Genomic DNA, 17,121 nt, shown 5'->3' on the forward strand with positions numbered 1-17,121 from the left:
AATCCGAGCGAATCCGTGGTTCAGACACCTTCTTCCTTGTCCCTCACTACCTTTTCCGTCATCACCCTACAACCCGGCACGGCGCGTTGGGGTCTGGCCCAGATGGGCACCGCGCAGGCGCCTCTAAAACGTGCGGTCGGCCTGCGCTTTTTCAAGCTCGCCGGCACGGGCGCCGATGGCGGCTTTGGAGTCTGGCCCAATCTGCAACGCTACGTACTGATGGCTGCGTGGGACTCGGCCGAAGCCGCCGCGGCTTTTTTTGCTACCCACCCGCAATGGCAGGCCTATCAGGAGCGCAGCACCGAAATCTGGACTGCCCGCCTGCAACCGCTGAAAGCCCACGGCCTGTGGGACGGCGTACAGCCATTTGACGTAGCCACCACCGAAATGCCTGATTTGGACGGACCTATGGCGGTGCTCACGCGGGCCTCCATTCGCCTGCGAAAAACGCCGCGCTTCTGGCGCTACGTGGCCCCTACCAGCGCGGCCGTGGCCCATGCGCCCGGCGTGGTGGCATCTATTGGGTTGGGCGAACTGCCCATTGTGCGGCAGGCCACATTCAGCATGTGGGAATCGGCCAGGGCAATGCAGCAGTACGCCTACCGCGACGCCACGCACAAGGAGGTGATTCGGCGGACGCGCCAGGAGCAGTGGTACGGCGAGGAGCTGTTTGCGCGGTTTCGGGTGCTGAGCAGCGAGGGCACCTGGGACGGGCGCGACTTATTGGCGGATTATTAACTATTGTATTTGGCTGCGATGGGCACAGACTTATCTTGCGGTCATGAAAAAACTACTGTTAACCAGCATTATTTTATTGACAGGCAGCCTGTCCTCACAAGCGCAAAATGTTCGTTTTGGTATAAAAGCAGGAGCGAATTATAGCAACGTCTATTTCAGAAACATCACCCGCCCTGAACGGCTGTGGGGCTTTGCGGCGGGCGGCTTCGCACAGATTCCATTGACAGCAGATGGATTCTTCTCTATTCAGCCAGAGTTGCTGTATTCCATGAAGGGATCTAAAGGACCTGTATCTTTTGGTGGCGAATATCGGCAACGCCTGCATTACATAGACTTACCGGTATTGGCCAAGATTAATGCTTCTGGTTTCATTTTCGAGCTTGGACCTCAAATTAGTTTTCTCGCCGCCGCACGCTCGCAAACCCCCAATGGCACCTTTACCGATCTAAACGGTTCTAATCGACTGGTGCTGGGTGCCGTAGCTGGAGTAGGTTATCAGCTGCCGATGGGCCTCGGTATTACGTTGCGCTACGCCAATGACCTAACCACCCTTAGCCCCAATGGGCCGCGTAATACCTTGTATCAAGCACAATTAGGCTACTTATTTGCCGGCAAGTAACATTCTCACGCCTCACTCCATACTGGCTGGCTGCGAAAGGTTGGAAAGAGGCTTTGGCCATAAGCCATAGAGCAAACAAACTGAATGTGTTTTGGGTCCTGGCTGATCAGTGTCACTTAGCGTTGCCAAAGCTAACGGCCTTTCGCTAGCCGCTATTCGCCACCTTTCCCGTAATTTCGCCCTTTAGTACTTCGTAGTAACCCGACCCCGTATGCCCGGCTATCATCCTCAGGACATTGAACAAAAGTGGCAGAAATTCTGGCACGAACGTAACACTTTCAAGGCTGAAAACCAGTCCGAAAAGCCACACTACTACGTGCTGGATATGTTTCCTTACCCCTCGGGGGCAGGGCTGCACGTGGGGCACCCGTTGGGCTACATTGCCTCCGATATCGTGTCGCGCTACAAGCGGTTGCAGGGCTTCAACGTGCTACACCCCATGGGTTTCGACTCGTTTGGCCTACCCGCCGAGCAGTACGCCATCCAAACGGGCCAACACCCAGCCCTAACCACGGAGAAGAACATCGAGACCTATATTCGGCAACTCAACTCCCTGGGTTTCAGCTACGACTGGACGCGTGAGGTACGCACCTCCGACCCCAGCTACTACAAGTGGACGCAGTGGATTTTCATTCAGCTGTTCAATAGCTGGTATAACCTCGCGGCCGACCGCGCCGAATCGGTGGATACACTGATTGCGCAGTTTGAGCAGAACGGCACCACCGGCATTCAGGCCGCCGGCGACGATGAGGAACGCCCGCACTTCACGGCTGCGCAGTGGCAGGCAAAGTCGGAGCCGGAGCGCATGGCTGCGCTCCTACCCTACCGTTTGGCCTATCAGTCAGATACCTACGTAAACTGGTGCCCCCAATTGGGCACGGTGCTCAGCAACGATGAGGTGAAAGACGGCCTCTCGGAGCGCGGAGGGTTCCCCGTGGAACGTCGCCTGATGCCGCAGTGGAACCTGCGCATCACCGCCTACGCCGACCGCCTGCTCCAGGGCCTCGATACCATCGACTGGCCCGAGGCCGTGAAGGAAATGCAGCGTAATTGGATTGGCCGCTCCATTGGGGCCGAGGTAGCGTTTCCGCTAGCCGAAGCGCAGGATCAGGTTATTAAGGTGTACACGACCCGCGTGGATACCATCTACGGCGTGACGTTCCTAGTGCTGGCGCCTGAGCATGAGCTGGTTGCTCAGCTGACTACCCCCGAGCAGCAGCAGGCCGTGCAGGACTACATCGACGCGGCCAAGCGCCGCTCGGAGCGCGACCGGATGGCTGACGTGAAGACGGTTTCGGGTGTGTTTACGGGCAGCTATTGCCTCAACCCTATCAGCGGCGAGCAGGTGCCCATCTGGCTGGCCGACTACGTGCTGGCTGGCTACGGTACCGGTGCCGTAATGGCCGTACCCAGCGGCGACCAGCGCGACTACCTTTTCGCTAAGCACTTCAACCTGCCCATCGTGCCGGTGCTTGATACGCAACAGATTGACGAAGAAGCTGATAATACCAAGGAAGGTCACTATATCAATTCCGAGCTGATCAACGGCCTCACGTATAAGGATGCGACCACCAAGCTCATTGCTGCGCTCGAAGAAAAGAACCTGGGCAAAGGCAAGGTAAACTACCGCATCCGCGACGCCATTTTTGGCCGGCAGCGCTACTGGGGCGAGCCCATCCCGATTTACTACAAGGACGGCACCGCCTACCCCCTGCCCGAGTCGGAGCTTCCCTTGGTATTGCCCGAAATCGACGAGTACAAGCCCACCGAAACCGGCGAGCCGCCCCTGGGCCGCGCCAAAGACTGGAAATACGAGGGCAAGTACGAGTACGAGCTCAGCACCATGCCCGGCTGGGCCGGCTCCTCGTGGTACTACCTCCGCTACATGGACCCCACCAACGACGGCCGCTTTGTGGGCAAAGAGGCTGAGGCCTACTGGCACAACGTGGACCTCTACATGGGCGGCGCCGAACACGCCACTGGTCACTTGCTCTACTCCCGTTTCTGGTATCTATTCCTGAAGGATTTGGGTTTGGTTTCGGCTGGTGAACCGTTCCAAAAGCTGATCAACCAGGGGATGATTTTGGGGCGGTCAAACTTTGTATATCGTATTAATGGCACCAATACGTTTGTCACTTCTGATAAGCGTAAAGAACACGATACTACCGCCTTGCACGTCGACGTCAACTTTGTCGACAATGACGTACTCGACATCGAAGCCTTCAAGAACTGGCGCGAGGAGTACGCTAACGCTGAGTTTATCCTCGAAGATAACGGCACCTACGTCTGCGGCGCGGAGGTAGAGAAAATGTCGAAGTCGAAGCACAACGTGGTTAACCCCGACGACCTCATCAACAAGTTCGGCGCCGACGCCCTGCGCCTCTACGAGATGTTCCTTGGTCCCTTGGAGCAGTTCAAGCCGTGGAATACCAGTGGCATGAGCGGCGTTTCGGGTTTCCTGAAGAAGCTATGGCGCCTGTTCCACCCCGAGGATGGCGCGCTGGCCATAACCGACGAGGCGCCTACCCCGCAGGAGCTGAAGGCCTTGCACAAGGCCATTCGCAAAGCCGAGGAAGACATTGAAAAGTTCTCGTTCAACACGTCGGTCAGCACGTTTATGATTTGCGTGAACGAGCTGACGTCCCTGCGCTGCCACAAGCGCGCCGTGCTGGAGCCACTACTGCTCATTGTGTCGCCCTACGCACCGCACTTGGCCGAGGAGCTGTGGCAGGAGCTGGGCCACGAGGCGGGCAGTGTGAGCTACGCCAGCTTCCCCGAGTTCAAGGAAGAATACCTGGTAGAAGACTCGGTGAATTACCCAGTAGCTATCAACGGCAAGGTGCGCGAGCAACTGCAATTCCCGGCTACGGCCACGGCCAAGGAGATTGAGGACGCCGTGCTCGGCTCTGATTTTCTCGCCCGTTTCGGCGATGGCAAAGCTGCCAAGAAGGTGATTGTCGTACCCGGTCGTATGGTGAACGTGGTGGTGTAAGTTTTTACGCCCTGGGGCTGAACTCCTCGGCTACAGATAATGACCCATGCAGAAGCCCATCTGAGCACTCAGATGGGCTTCTTTTCTGATGAATTTACGGCCACCTTTGCGGCCGTTTTAGCAAGTACAATCCGTGATGAACGCAACCGAGCAAGAAGAGCGCGAATACCTGGAAGAAATCAAGGAGAAGCTGACGCTGGCCATCCGACGGGTGGATGAGGCCGTGAAGCAGTTTTCCAGCGAGCTGCGGCAGAAAAAGCAGTATATCCACGAGCACCAGTCGGGCATGGACGACGCGGATATGGTGGCCGCCGGCCAGTCCATCGACCGCATGGCGTTTACCGGCGAGGCCGCGGTATCGCGCAAACGCAAGCTCTTCAAGCTCATCCAGTCGCCGTATTTTGGAAGATTAGATTTCGCGCCGCAGGGCAAAGCAGGCGAGCCCGTCTACATCGGCGTGCATTCTTTCTTTGATGAGCAGCACCGTCAGAACCTGATCTACGATTGGCGCGCGCCTATTTCCTCCCTATTCTACGATTATGAGTTGGGCGACGCCGCCTACCCTACCCCCAAGGGCGAAGTGCAGGGCACCATCGAGCGGAAACGGCAGTACAAAATCCGCGATGGTCGCCTGGAATTCCTGCTCGACAGCGGCGTGAACATCCACGACGACGTGCTGCAACAGGAGCTGGCCAAGTCTTCGGATGACAAAATGAAGACCATCGTAGCCACCATTCAACGCGACCAGAACGCGGTGATTCGCAACGAAACCGCGCCGGTGATGATTATTCAGGGCGTGGCCGGCTCGGGCAAAACCTCCATTGCCCTGCACCGGTTGGCGTTCCTACTCTACCGCTACCGCGAAACCATTGCGGCCAAGGACATTCTCATCATCTCGCCCAACAAGGTATTTGCCGACTATATCTCCAACGTGCTACCCGAGTTGGGCGAGGAGCACATTCCCGAGCTGGGCATGGAGGAGCTGGCCGCCGATCTGCTCGACAGCCGGTACTCGTTCCAGACGTTCTTCGAGCAGGTAGCGGCGTTGCTGGACAAGCACGACTCCGCCTTCATCGAACGCATCCAGTTCAAATCGTCGTTTGAGTTCCTGAGCAAGCTGAACCAGTACCTGATTCATGTGGAGAACAACTACTTCGCGGCGCGGGAGCTGCGGGTGGGTAGCACGGTGGTGCCGGCCGCGGTTATTCAGCAAAAGTTTAAGGCCTACCACCGGGTGCCGCTCCTGAAACGCTTTGCGCAGGTGGCGCAGGATATCCGCACCTACGTGCGCGACGCCACCGGCCGCAAGCTCACGGGTAGGGAGAAATCCATCATTGGTGAAGCCCTTCCCCGCTTGTTTCGCTTCAACAACGTGCTGGACTTCTACCGGGATTTCTACCAGTGGATGGGCCGCCCCGAGTTGCTGAAGCTCGACCACCACCGCCTGCACCTGGAATACGCCGATGTGTTTGCCCTCATCTACCTCCGCCTGCGCCTGGAAGGCATTCCCGCCTACGAACACGTGAAGCACCTGCTCATAGATGAGATGCAGGACTACACGCCGATGCAGTACGCTGTGCTGTCGCGCTTGTTTCGGTGCCGCAAGACCATTCTGGGCGACGTGAGCCAAACGGTGAATCCGTATAGCGCCTCCTCGGCCGAAACCATTGAGCGCGTTTTTCCGCAGGCCGAGGTAATGAAGCTACACCGCAGCTACCGCTCTACCTTGGAAATTACTGCCTTTGCGCAGCGCATCACGCCCAATCCCGATATCATTCCGCTGGAGCGACACGGTCCGGAGCCACAACTGATACGCTGCAACAGTCACAGCGAGGAACTAGCGGCTATTCAGCAGGCAGTAACCGATTTCAACGGCTCGGGGTATCATTCACTGGGCATCATTTGCAAAACGCAGCGGCAGGCCGAAGAAGTATATCAGGCACTGCAAGCGTCTGATGTACAACTGCTCACGCCAGAGTCTACCACTTTTCGGGAAGGTATTATCCTGACATCGGCCCACCTGGCAAAAGGGCTTGAGTTTGATGCGGTGTTGGTGCCCTTTGCCTCTGCTCGGCAGTATAAAACGGAGGTTGATAAGCGGATGCTCTACGTGGCGTGCACCCGGGCCATGCACCAGCTCACACTGACGTATACCGGAGAGCTTACCGGCTTATTGTCGGCTTGAAGCGCATGAGGTAATCTCATCGTTGCCCGTCATGCTTCGACAAGCTCAGCATGACGGGCAACGACTGCAACGATAAGACACATAATCTTGTATCCCTACCCACTGCGCCAACGAGTCGCTTTTTCCGTATACGCCCGTGGCCGGACGGCTGGCGCGTGCCGGCTGGGTGCTGGCCGTATAGCATCTTATGAGCAAGAAACAACAACCGACGGGCCCGCGCATTCTGGTGACGGGCGGTGCCGGCAAACTGGGCAAGGCCTGCGTAGCCGATCTATTAGCCCACAACTACGATGTATTTGTAGTCGACACGGTGCCTGCCGAGGGCGTGCCGGGCATCATTGCCGACCTAGCCGACTTTGGCCAGACGCTGGACGCGCTGTCTTCCGTGGGGCATGAAATTCATGCCGGCGTGGCCCCGAAGGCTTTCGATGCCATTGTGCACCTGGCGGCCTACCCTACCCCCCGGCAATACCCTGATGCCCACTTGTTTCAGAACAACATCATGGGTACTTACAACGTCTTCGAGGCGGCGCGGCGACTGGGCATTCACCAGGTCATCTGGGCATCCAGCGAAACCACGCTTGGGGAACCGTTCGATGAGGCCGCGCCCTACGCCCCGGTAGACGAGGACTACCCTCTGCGCGCCAAGAGCGCCTATGCCCTGGCCAAGGTGCTGATGGAGGACATGGCCCGCCAGTTCTGCTACCAGACGCCCGATATGAAACTCGTGGGCCTACGCTTCTCCAACGTAATGGAGCCCAGCGACTACGCTAAGTTTCCGGCCTTCAACGACGACCCCGAGGAGCGCAAGTGGAACATGTGGTCTTACATTGACGCCCGCGACGGCTCCCAGGCCATTCGCAAAGCCATTGAGTGGCAGGCAACTGGTATGCACGCCTTCATCATTGCCAACGCCGACACGGTGATGACCACGCCCTCGGCCGAGCTGATGGCTACCACCTTCCCTACCGTGCCGGTGCGGAAAGAGTTGGCCGAGCACGAAACCCTGCTTTCGATTGAGAAAGCACGCCGTGTGTTGGGTTACGAACCCGAGTTCAGCTGGCGTGAGGCCAAGTCGCGGCAAGGGTAGACCTTGCGCGCCTCCGGGCTACCTACAACGGCCATGAAGCCCTACCCCTACTGCGAGACTAAGTCGCGGCAGAGGTAGGGCTTCATTCAGTTAGCGAAATGGTGAGCTACAGTTGCGGCCAGGGGTCTTGGAAGGTGCCGCCGTGCTGCCAGCGCTGCACTTCTTCGGGGGTACACAGGCAGCCTTCCAGCTCCTGCCGGATTTGTGCCTCGGGCATGTCCTGCCCAATAAAAACCAGTTCGTTGAGGCGGTCCTGAAACTGCGGGCTCCAGCGTTGCAGAATAACGTCGCGGTTTTCCTGGAACACCGGGTGCTGCTCCGGGTTGGGCACGGCGGCCCACCAGGAGCCGGCACTTTCGGCCCGGAGCGAGCCGCCGGCCTGGCCCCAGTTCAGGGCGTCGTTGGGGCGGGAGGCCAGCCAGAACAGGCCCTTGCTGCGGATGATGCCCGGGTGCCACTGCTCGCTGATATACTGCCAGAAGCGCACCGGGTGGAACGGCCGTGCCTCGCGGAACACAAACGAGCGGATGCCATATTCCTCGGTTTCGGGCGTGTGGTGGGCTTTCTCTAGTTCTTCCTGCCAGCCAATCGTCTGCTCGGCTGCTTCCAGATTGAATAGGCCCGTGTTGAGAATATCGGCGGGCGCTACCTTGCCAAACGAGGCAGATACAATACGGGCAGCGGGGTTGAGCTTGTGCAGAATGGCCGTCATCTCACCTAGCTGCTGCGCGCTCACTTGGTCGGCTTTGTTGAGCACGAGTACGTTGGCAAACTCCACCTGCTCGGTCAGCAGATTCACAATGGTGCGCTGGTCGTGCGGGTCGGCGTCGTGTAGGTGGCGGTCGGGTAGGCGGTCCATACTGCCGAAGTCGCGGGCGAAATTGAGCGCGTCGACCACCGTCACCAACGTGTCGAGGCGCGCGAAGCGGCTCAGGTCCAGCGTGCCGTCTTCGCTCACAAAGCTGAAGGTCTGGGCCACGGGCAGTGGCTCCGAAATGCCCGTGCTTTCGATGAGCAGGTAGTCGAAGCGGTTTTCGCGGGCCAGCTTTTCCACCTCCAGCATCAGGTCTTCGCGCAGGGTGCAGCAGATGCAGCCATTGCTCATTTCCACCAGCTTTTCCTCGGTGCGCGAGAGGCCACCCTCGCGGGCTACCTGGTTGGCATCCACGTTCACCTCGCTCATGTCATTCACAATCACGGCCACTTTCAGGCCGGCGCGGTTGTGCAGGATGTGGTTGAGCAGCGTGGTTTTGCCGGCTCCCAGAAAGCCGCTGAGCACGGTAACGGGAAGCTTGCGGGGTAGGGAATCGGAAAGGGGCGAGTGCATCATACAACAAAGAGGAAAAAGGTCATGGAGCAGCGGCAGCAGCAAACCAGGGCACTCGCGCAACGGTCGGTATGCATCGTCGTGTTGCAGCCGTTCGGTACACAAGGCCACCCGGTTTCGTCCAGCAAACATACAGCCCGCCATCCTTATTTGCAACAATGTTGCAAATAAGGATGGCGGGCTGTATGCCTTCTATCAGGGAAAACTACTGAAGCTGGCTTTTATTTCTTGAGCAACCGGGCCACCACCGGCGACACTTGCTGGTAGATAGCCGTTTTGGCGCGCTCATCAATGTAGCCGCCCGAGTGAACGTATTGCAGCACGCCCTGTTGGTCGAAAACCAGGGTCAGGGGAAAGCCAGCCGCCGTGGCCAAGAAGGTGTCGGCGTAGCGCTTACCGTCGGCCACGTGCTGGAATTTGAAAGGCTGCTTTACCAGGAAATCATCGACGATGCGCTGCTTCGAGTCCGTTCCGAAGGCCACAAACGCTACTTCCTGGCCTTTATACTGCTCTACTAGGTCATTCAGAGCCGGCAGCTCGGCCAGGCAAGGCTTGCAGCCAATAAACCAAAAGTTCATGACCACTACCTTACCATTCAACGCCTGCTTGCTGAGTGGCCGGCCTTGTACATCCTGCGCCGTGAAGTCAGGCATTGCACAGCCTACCAGGCGCTTCAATTCATCGGACGGCGCAAACCGCAGGGAATCCCGCTCCTTGTCGGTTTTCGCTGTGGCCAAGGCCTTACGCGAGGGAGCCACTATTTTCTCCTGGTAGTTCTCGAAGCAGATGGTTTGGGAATAGCCCTCTGTGCCAAACAGCAGCAAGGCCAGCACAAGCAGAATACTTAAGTTCATAGAGCCTTTTGTACTAAATTCTTTTATCTATCGAACGTCAAATGTATAGTAAAACTACTAATGCATCAATGTTTCATATTAAAACAGAGGGTAATCCTGCATAATGTACATTACGATGCGGCCTACAAAATACTTTCTTGTTTTTTCGACATATCGTTGCACACGACAGACAGCTTATACAAAGTCCGTTTTTCTTGCAAGTACTATGCAAATGCCTTCGCCGCGTACAACTCTACCCTACCCCATTACCCAATTAAGTCTAAGCCTCGCACATAGCGTGGTTCAGTGGTAGTAAACCTCTGTAATCAATTACTTGCCCTCCTTTTGCTTGGCTTCTAACGGGAGCGTCCGCAGAACTACCTGCGCTTAGGAGGCTGCGTGCTCCTGTAGAATAGCTGTGCGCTGCGCTTTGGGTAGGGAAGCCAGCACCAGATCATAGGAATGATCAATCCACTGGTGCAACTGCGAGTAACTAGCTCCGGTGCCAATCAGCACGGTGTTCCAATGCTTTTTATTCATGTGGTAGCCGGGCAGCACGTAGTCGTACTGCTCACGTAGCTCCACGGCGCGGGCTGGGTCGCACTTCAGGTTGACGCTGGCGAAGGTTTCGATGGGCGTGAGGGCAAACACTTTACCCCCTACCTTGAATACAAGCGTTTCGGGGCCGAAGGGCAACTCTTCCGTCACGCCGGCTTTGAGAAGGCAATAGTCGCGGAATTCCTCAATGTTCACGATGAGAAAGGTAGCAGGGCGCACGCTGCATACGCCCGTTGGCCGGGCTGAGTGCGCGCAGGTAGAAAACGGAAAAACCCAACAACAAAAAGGGCGCATACTATGCGCCCCTACTACACTATTAGCGGATAAACCAGCGGTAAAGCAACACGATCAAACCAACCAGAAACATCGCCATGCTCACTTTATTAATGAAGTGCATGGTACGCAGGTTGAAGTTGGTCTTACGGTTTGGGTCGTTCTTACGGAAGAAATAACCGAATACCGGACTGAAGTCAAACAAGCCTTTCGTACGCATAGAAGTTTGGATATTGGGTACGGCAAGATAACACTACCCCGACCGGAATGATTTAGTTTACCCAAACTTTTACGCCTCTTTTTCTCTTCCATGAAAGCTTTTCTACCCGCCTTTGCGCTTCTATGCGCCAGTGCCCCAGCCGTAGCGCAACAAAGCACCACCGCCGAAACGGCCGCCGTGAAGCAAACCATCCAAACGTTCTTTGAGGGCATGCGCAAAGGCGACAGCACCCTAGTGCGCAGCACCATCGCACCGGGGGCCGTGTTTCATACCATCAGCAGCCGTAGCGGCGCTACGCAGGTGCAGCCCGAAAACCCAGCGGACTTTCTGAAAGCAGTGGGCACACCCCACCAGCAGGTGTGGGATGAGCGCATCACCTTCGATAAAGTTCTCGTTGATGCCAACCTGGCCAGCGTCTGGACGCCCTATGAGTTCTACCTGGGTAACACCTTCAGCCACTGCGGCTACAACTCATTTCAACTGGTGAAGCTGGCCGCTGGCTGGAAAATCGCGCACATCATCGACACGCGGCGGAAAGAAAGGTGCAAGTAGTGCGCTGAGAACCGTGCTAGCGCACGCCTGTAACGTGCAGGACAAAGGCGTTTCTTACACCCGCTGGAAAGCACACGTGTCTGACGCCACCGCGTGCTGCTGGCAACCTGAGAAGCAACTTTACTTAACTTCTTCATCAAAACTTCATGTTGTTTGAATGCCTGCCCTCAGGTCTGCCCGCCTCGGCAGCAACTCAACAGTGATACCATACATATTCCTTATTATCTGATACTTATTTTATAATCAGGTACAGGATAGTAGTACCAATCCGCTTAACTTCTCTCGATACCAGTCTTCTGCTACGGTTCTGCTTGATTTGCCTTTGCTCTTTAAGCGCATAACCCAGAGAAATTCAGCACGTTACAACCGGATACACGTCGGTAGCAGCCAGATGGCTGCTGGACGAAGAGTGTCTTGTGTAACCCCTTCATTTGCGCTATGAATCTTTGGAAGAAATTTACCTTTGCATTGGCAGTTTCGGCGGGTAGCCTGGTTGGTTGCAGCGATGATAGCAACGACCTGGACACGATGATACCGGAAAATGAAAAAGAGCCTACCACGGCTCAGATTCAGGGCTTCGTGTTCTACCCCGCGCTGACCTCGGCCACCGAAGCAAACGTGCAGCAGCTGAAAGTGCCGGCTGGCTTTGCAGTCAATAAGTTTGCGGAAGGAGTAGGCAAGCCCCGCATTATTGCCGTGGATGATGCGGGCCACGTGTACGTATCGGACCGGGCCTCGGGCACCGTTACGCTCCTGCAAGACACCAACAACGACGGCAAAGCCGACATCCAGAAGATAGTAGCTACCATCCGGCAGGCGCATGGCCTAGCCATACAGGGCGGTAGGCTCTACGTGATGTCGGTGAATGAGCTGTACTCCACCGATATCAACATGGCCGACGGCACGCTGGGCCGGCCCCAATTGCTACTGAGCGACCTACCCGACGGCGGGCAGCACCCCAACCGCACGCTGGCTTTCGGCCCCGATGGCAAGCTGTATATGTCGGTAGGTAGTACCTGCAACTCCTGCCCCGAGCCGAACCCGGAAAACGCGACCATGCTGGTAGCCAACGCCGACGGCTCGGACCGGCGCATCTTTGCTAAGGGTCTGCGCAACACCATTGGCTTCGGCTGGCACCCGCAAACCAAGGAGTTCTGGGGCATGGACCACGGCATTGATTGGCTGGGCGACGACGAGCAGCAGGAAGAACTCAACAAAATTACCGACGGCGCCGACTACGGTTGGCCCTACATCTATGGCGCAGGCAACTACAACCCCGGCGACCGGCCATCGGGCACCACCTACGCCGAGTACGCCAAGCGCACCACTAACCCTACCCTCAGCTATCAGGCACACTCCGCTCCTATGGCCATGGTATTCTACACCGGCACCCAGTTCCCACAGGAGTACCAGAACGATGCTTTCGTAGCCATGCGCGGCTCTTGGAACCGTAGCTCGCCAGTGGGCTACAAAGTGGTGCGGGTACATTTCGAAAACGGCCAGCCCACCCGGTTTGATGATTTCTTATCCGGCTTCCTGGTGAATAGTAGGAACTCCCACTTCGGCCGCCTAGTAGGCCTGGCCGTAAACCGCGACGGCTCGCTACTAGTATCGGACGACACGAATGGAGTTATTTACCGCGTGGCGCGGCAGTAGCCCCACCTGCCCTCCTCCAAAGAAAAGAGCGCCCTGCGGGGCGCTCTTTTCTTTTTATTCCTTTGCCAGCTGCACGATATTGGGCACTTCCAGCACGTGCTTGGGGTAGCCGCGCTGAACCACATGCAGCATGGCCTGCCCTACCTCCTTCAGCGTCGAGATATATTTCGGAAACAGCCGCCGCAACACGGGATAGAGCCACCCAATAAATTTGTAGTAGCCTTTCACTCGCTGCTGTCCCGGCGTGGCGCGCATAAAGGCCGGCCGAAACATATAGGCGTCTTTGAAGCCCAGCTGAAGCAGCGCATTTTCAGTTTCACCCTTCACGCGCGCCCACATCTGACGACCAGTAGGGTTGGTGCCCGCACCGGAGACAAAGCAAAACGTAAGGCCGGGGTTGCCAGGGAGTAGGGTTTGGGCGAAGTGCAGGGTCAGGTCGTAAGTAAGACGGCGGTACTCCGGCTCCTTCATCCCCACCGACGACACGCCCAGGCAGAAAAAGCAGGCGTTGTAACCCACCAGCTGGTCCTGAATATCAGTAAGGTCGTGGAAATCCTCATGCAATATCTCCCGCAGCTTGGGGTGCTTCATGCCGCTGGCCCGGCGGCTCACGGATAGCACCTGCTCTACCTCCGGGTGGTGCAGGCACTCAATCAGGACGCCCTCGCCTACCATGCCGGTAGCGCCCGTTAGGATGACGCGTAGTTTCATGAGTGGGTAGACGGATGAGAGGAGCGGATATTTTAGCTTATCCACCGCAACCTACGTCACCCTTTCAACCAGCATAACAACATTCTTCTCACGCCCCAAGGCTCATTGAAGCAGGCATTTCCGTGCTGCCACGGCAAGTAAGCGAATCATTTTTCAGCGCGTACATGCAACGCCAGCTAAAGGAATTTGGGCAGTTCTGCTTAGCTCGGTGAGTGTTCAGTCGCCGAAAGCCCGCAGGCCTACCCCCGCCGCTTGCGCTTGATTCAGGACGTGACTCAGGGAAATGCTATCCCGAAACGGACAATTGGTGAGCAGCAACACCTTTGCCCGTACCTGCGCGCTGGACCACCGAAATTCGCTATAGAAATCGGCAGTAGTTTCCACAATTCCTGCTTGTTGCGCTATTTCGAACTCTTCGGCCTCTATGCCGCCTGCATGCTGTAGATCGTCAGCTGCGGTGGCGTCCGATTGCTCGTCGTGGATGAGGTAGAAGTCTAGCATTGCCTTACACCCCTACCGGCTCCTCTACCAATACCGGCTCGATCCACCGCCCGTCTTCGCGCATGAGTTCAATCAACTCATCCACGGCGCGTTCTTCCGGTACCGATTTCTTGATGACTTCCTGGCCGCGGTAGAGGGCAATTTTGCCTTTTCCTACCCCCACGTAGCCGTAGTCGGCGTCGGCCATTTCGCCGGGGCCGTTTACGATGCAGCCCATGATACCGATTTTTACGCCCTTGAGGTGGTCGGTGCGCTTGCGAATCATGGCGGTGGTTTCCTGGAGGTCGAACAGGGTACGGCCGCAGCTGGGGCAGCTGATGTACTCCGTCTTGCTCATGCGAGTACGGGCCGCTTGTAAGATACCGAAGCTCAACTGGTTGAGCTGATCGAGGGTCTGGAGCCACTCGGTTTTCGGGCGTTCGGGCAGCAGTTCAGTGCTGAGCAATACGCCGTCGCCGAGGCCATCGAGAAGCAGACCGCCTACGTCGGTGGCGGCGTAGAGCTGGGTTTGCTCGGCGGTGAGTTGGGGGAACTGGCGCTGGATGATGACCGGGTTGTTGACCTCCTTATTCAGCAACTCAAAGAACGCCCGCCGGATTTCCGGCATGGCGTGGGCATTGTCGGTGCGCAGGATGAGCACGGCCGTATGGTCCTGGCGCAGCTGGTTCAGCACGTCGGGCGTGAGGGTCGCCAACTCGCAGCGCACGAAGTTTAGCGCCTGATGTCTCACCGTGGCCGCGGCATACTCCTGAGGCGTGAGCAGCGGGTAGTGCTCGTGCCGACGGCCAGCATCCAACCAAGCCGCATAGTCCACGATTTCCTTCAGGCCGTTGGGCAGCATAAACGGCACCGGACGCTGGCCCGAGTAGAGGTAGTCGGCCCCCAGGTCGCTCATCTGGAACTTGTCGAGGAAAGCCGAATACAGGTGCCCAGCGGCGCGTAAATCAGCGTACTCTACCGAGGGTAGGCGCGAGAAATCCACCACTACGCGGGGCACGTTTTGGCTACCCAGATTCCCTACCTCACGCGTTTGGCGGCGGTGGTATTGAAATGGGTCGATGGGGATAGTATAGCTGGTAGCTGGTAGTTGTTGGCTATTAGCTTCGTCTGACGAAGAGCTATCAGCTAACGGCTCTGAGCTAACAGCTACAATAGGCTTGGCTTCCTCGGCGCGGTGCGTGTAGCGGTCAATCAGAGCTTTGGCCACGGGCGCTTCGGCTTCGGGCGCTTCAGTGAGCGACACGCGCACGGTGTCGCCGAGACCGTCTTCTAGTAGTGTGCCGATGCCCACGGCGCTTTTGATGCGGCCGTCTTCGGCCTCGCCGGCCTCGGTCACGCCCAGGTGTAGGGGGTAGGGCTGTAGGCCTTCCTCGTCGAGCTTCTGCACCAGCAGGCGGTAAGCCTGCACCATCACCTGCGTGTTGCTAGCCTTCATCGACAGCACCACGTCGTAGTAGTTCTCCTCCTCGCAGAGCCGCAAAAACTCCAGCGCCGACTCTACCATGCCCAGTGGCGTATCGCCGTAACGACTTAATATTCTATCGGATAACGAGCCGTGATTAGTGCCGATGCGCATGGCCGTACCGTATTGCTTGCAGATTTGCACTAGCGGCCGGAACCGCTCCCGAATGCGCTCTACCTCTGCGGCGTAGCTGGCATCGGTATACTCAATGAGGTCGAATTTCTTTTTGTCGGCGTAGTTGCCGGGGTTCACGCGCACTTTCTCCACGATGCGGGCCGCCAGCTCGGCGGCGTTGGGCGTGAAGTGAATGTCGGCAATGAGGGGCACGTTGCAGCCGCGCTTGCGCAGCTCCTTCTTGATTTCCAGCAGGTTTTGGGCCTCCTTCACGCTAGGCGCCGTGATGCGCACGTACTCGCAGCCGGCCTCTACCATGCGCAGGGTTTGCTCCACCGAGCCCAGCGTATCCATGGTATCCACGGTGGTCATGCTCTGCACCCGAATGGGGTTCAGGCCGCCCATTGGCAGGTCGCCAATTTTGACTTCGCGGCTGAGGCGGCGCTTATATTCGGTGAGGCTGGGGCAATACGTCTTATTCATAATAGAAAAACCGGCGCGAAAGGGCGAAAGTTGCGAGTAGGACAAAGGTACAAGTTATAGGCTCTGGTCCGATGCCGAAGGTAGCCGACTGGTACGCCTAAGTGTAACCCTGACAGGGCTCAGAGCCCTGTCAGGGTTGCCGGCAAACAGCAGCAACGATATTGGTCAGGCACCTTTGGTCTTGAAACGACCGAAAGGACGGAACAAAAGCCGCGCCTTTTCATTTAGCATCTCATGAAACTCCCGCAACTTCTCCTCGGCAGCCTGCTGCTCGCCCCTACTCTTGCCACGGCTCAAACAGTGCAGCCCATCAAATACGCTGATCTGGCAAAGCGCCTCGACCAGCCCAGCGACACCACTTACGTGGTCAACTTCTGGGCTACCTGGTGCGCCCCCTGCATCAAGGAGCTGCCCAACTTCGAGCAGCTGAACGCCGAGTATGCTAGCAAAAAAGTGAAGGTGCTGTTGGTGAGTATGGATACGCCTACCCTACTCGATAAGAAGGTAGTACCCTTCGTGCAGAAGCGTGGACTGAAATCGGAGGTGCTGCTGATGAACGAGCCGGACCCCAACGCGTGGCTGACTAAGCTGGATAAGAAGTGGTCGGGCGCTATTCCGTACACGCTGATTGTCAACAACAAAAAAAATCAGCGCATCACCTTTGAGAAGGAATTGACTCAGGCTGAGCTGATCGCGGCTGTGCAGAAAGCGCTGTAGGTAGCTTATAAACTCTGTCATCCTGAGCAGCGCGAAGGACCTTCTGCCGCGTAAACGACTATCGTAACAACGACTCGTTCTGCGGGCAGA

Annotated in this window: 15 protein-coding genes; 8 read left to right on the plus strand and 7 right to left on the minus strand. The window is 57.1% G+C overall.

All coding sequences use genetic code 11. The annotated features are described in order from the left end of the window. From KYK14_RS18410 to KYK14_RS18430, 5 genes are all read left to right on the plus strand, one after another. Positions 1 to 738 (plus strand): spheroidene monooxygenase (locus KYK14_RS18410; protein ID WP_343217136.1); only part of this gene is annotated, 738 nt, incomplete at its 5' end. A 43-nt stretch (positions 739 to 781) separates the two neighbouring features. Next, on the plus strand, positions 782 to 1,357 hold the full coding sequence (locus KYK14_RS18415) for a porin family protein (RefSeq protein WP_219160872.1): 576 nt from the start codon (positions 782 to 784) through the stop codon (positions 1,355 to 1,357). A 211-nt stretch (positions 1,358 to 1,568) separates the two neighbouring features. Further along, positions 1,569 to 4,349 (plus strand): leucine--tRNA ligase, encoded by a 2,781-nt coding sequence (gene leuS / locus KYK14_RS18420; protein WP_219160874.1) that lies wholly within the window; start codon positions 1,569 to 1,571, stop codon positions 4,347 to 4,349. 136 nt (positions 4,350 to 4,485) lie between these two features. After that, on the plus strand, positions 4,486 to 6,534 hold the full coding sequence (locus KYK14_RS18425; RefSeq protein ID WP_246601930.1) for a HelD family protein: 2,049 nt from the start codon (positions 4,486 to 4,488) through the stop codon (positions 6,532 to 6,534). A gap of 187 nt (positions 6,535 to 6,721) precedes the next feature. Then, on the plus strand, positions 6,722 to 7,624 hold the full coding sequence (locus KYK14_RS18430; RefSeq protein ID WP_219160877.1) for an NAD-dependent epimerase/dehydratase family protein: 903 nt from the start codon (positions 6,722 to 6,724) through the stop codon (positions 7,622 to 7,624). A 106-nt stretch (positions 7,625 to 7,730) separates the two neighbouring features. Here the strand turns inward: KYK14_RS18430 and KYK14_RS18435 are convergent, their stop codons facing one another. The 4 genes from KYK14_RS18435 to KYK14_RS18450 form a co-directional block, all read right to left on the minus strand. Beyond that, a complete protein-coding gene (locus KYK14_RS18435; RefSeq protein WP_219160890.1) occupies positions 7,731 to 8,951 on the minus strand; it encodes a GTP-binding protein in 1,221 nt (406 codons plus the stop codon). A 221-nt stretch (positions 8,952 to 9,172) separates the two neighbouring features. Beyond that, positions 9,173 to 9,805: a TlpA family protein disulfide reductase gene (locus KYK14_RS18440; RefSeq protein ID WP_219160879.1), complete on the minus strand. Its 633-nt coding sequence runs from the start codon at positions 9,803 to 9,805 to the stop codon at positions 9,173 to 9,175. A 366-nt stretch (positions 9,806 to 10,171) separates the two neighbouring features. Further along, on the minus strand, positions 10,172 to 10,537 hold the full coding sequence (locus tag KYK14_RS18445) for an MmcQ/YjbR family DNA-binding protein (protein WP_185283766.1): 366 nt from the start codon (positions 10,535 to 10,537) through the stop codon (positions 10,172 to 10,174). Positions 10,538 to 10,658: 121 nt separating this feature from the next. Further along, positions 10,659 to 10,835 (minus strand): DUF6728 family protein, encoded by a 177-nt coding sequence (locus tag KYK14_RS18450; protein WP_185283767.1) that lies wholly within the window; start codon positions 10,833 to 10,835, stop codon positions 10,659 to 10,661. A 90-nt stretch (positions 10,836 to 10,925) separates the two neighbouring features. Here KYK14_RS18450 and KYK14_RS18455 point away from each other — a divergent pair, with 90 nt between their 5' ends. Together KYK14_RS18455 and KYK14_RS18460 are read left to right on the plus strand one after the other, a co-directional pair. Beyond that, the gene (locus KYK14_RS18455; RefSeq protein WP_185283768.1) at positions 10,926 to 11,387 is read left to right on the plus strand and encodes a Cif family virulence factor; all 462 of its coding nucleotides are present in this window, start codon (positions 10,926 to 10,928) and stop codon (positions 11,385 to 11,387) included. 438 nt (positions 11,388 to 11,825) lie between these two features. Continuing rightward, complete coding sequence (locus tag KYK14_RS18460; RefSeq protein ID WP_219160881.1) at positions 11,826 to 13,043, plus strand: PQQ-dependent sugar dehydrogenase; 1,218 nt, start codon at positions 11,826 to 11,828, stop codon at positions 13,041 to 13,043. Between the two features lie 54 nt (positions 13,044 to 13,097). Here KYK14_RS18460 and KYK14_RS18465 read toward each other — a convergent pair whose 3' ends face one another. The 3 genes from KYK14_RS18465 to ispG all read right to left on the minus strand — a co-directional run bounded on the left by KYK14_RS18465 (position 13,098) and on the right by ispG (position 16,314). Further along, positions 13,098 to 13,754 (minus strand): Rossmann-fold NAD(P)-binding domain-containing protein, encoded by a 657-nt coding sequence (locus KYK14_RS18465; protein ID WP_219160883.1) that lies wholly within the window; start codon positions 13,752 to 13,754, stop codon positions 13,098 to 13,100. Between the two features lie 216 nt (positions 13,755 to 13,970). Continuing rightward, a complete protein-coding gene (locus tag KYK14_RS18470) occupies positions 13,971 to 14,255 on the minus strand; it encodes a hypothetical protein (protein ID WP_219160884.1) in 285 nt (94 codons plus the stop codon). Positions 14,256 to 14,259: 4 nt separating this feature from the next. Then, positions 14,260 to 16,314 (minus strand): (E)-4-hydroxy-3-methylbut-2-enyl-diphosphate synthase, encoded by a 2,055-nt coding sequence (gene ispG, locus KYK14_RS18475; RefSeq protein ID WP_219160892.1) that lies wholly within the window; start codon positions 16,312 to 16,314, stop codon positions 14,260 to 14,262. A gap of 234 nt (positions 16,315 to 16,548) precedes the next feature. Here ispG and KYK14_RS18480 point away from each other — a divergent pair, with 234 nt between their 5' ends. Continuing rightward, positions 16,549 to 17,031 carry a TlpA disulfide reductase family protein gene (locus KYK14_RS18480; protein ID WP_219160886.1) on the plus strand — a complete coding sequence of 161 codons (483 nt, stop codon included), beginning with the start codon at positions 16,549 to 16,551 and terminating at the stop codon, positions 17,029 to 17,031. Positions 17,032 to 17,121 lie beyond the last annotated feature (90 nt).

Origin of the sequence: Hymenobacter profundi, assembly GCF_019334315.1 — a bacterium.
Classification (GTDB): Bacteria; Bacteroidota; Bacteroidia; order Cytophagales; family Hymenobacteraceae; genus Hymenobacter; species Hymenobacter profundi.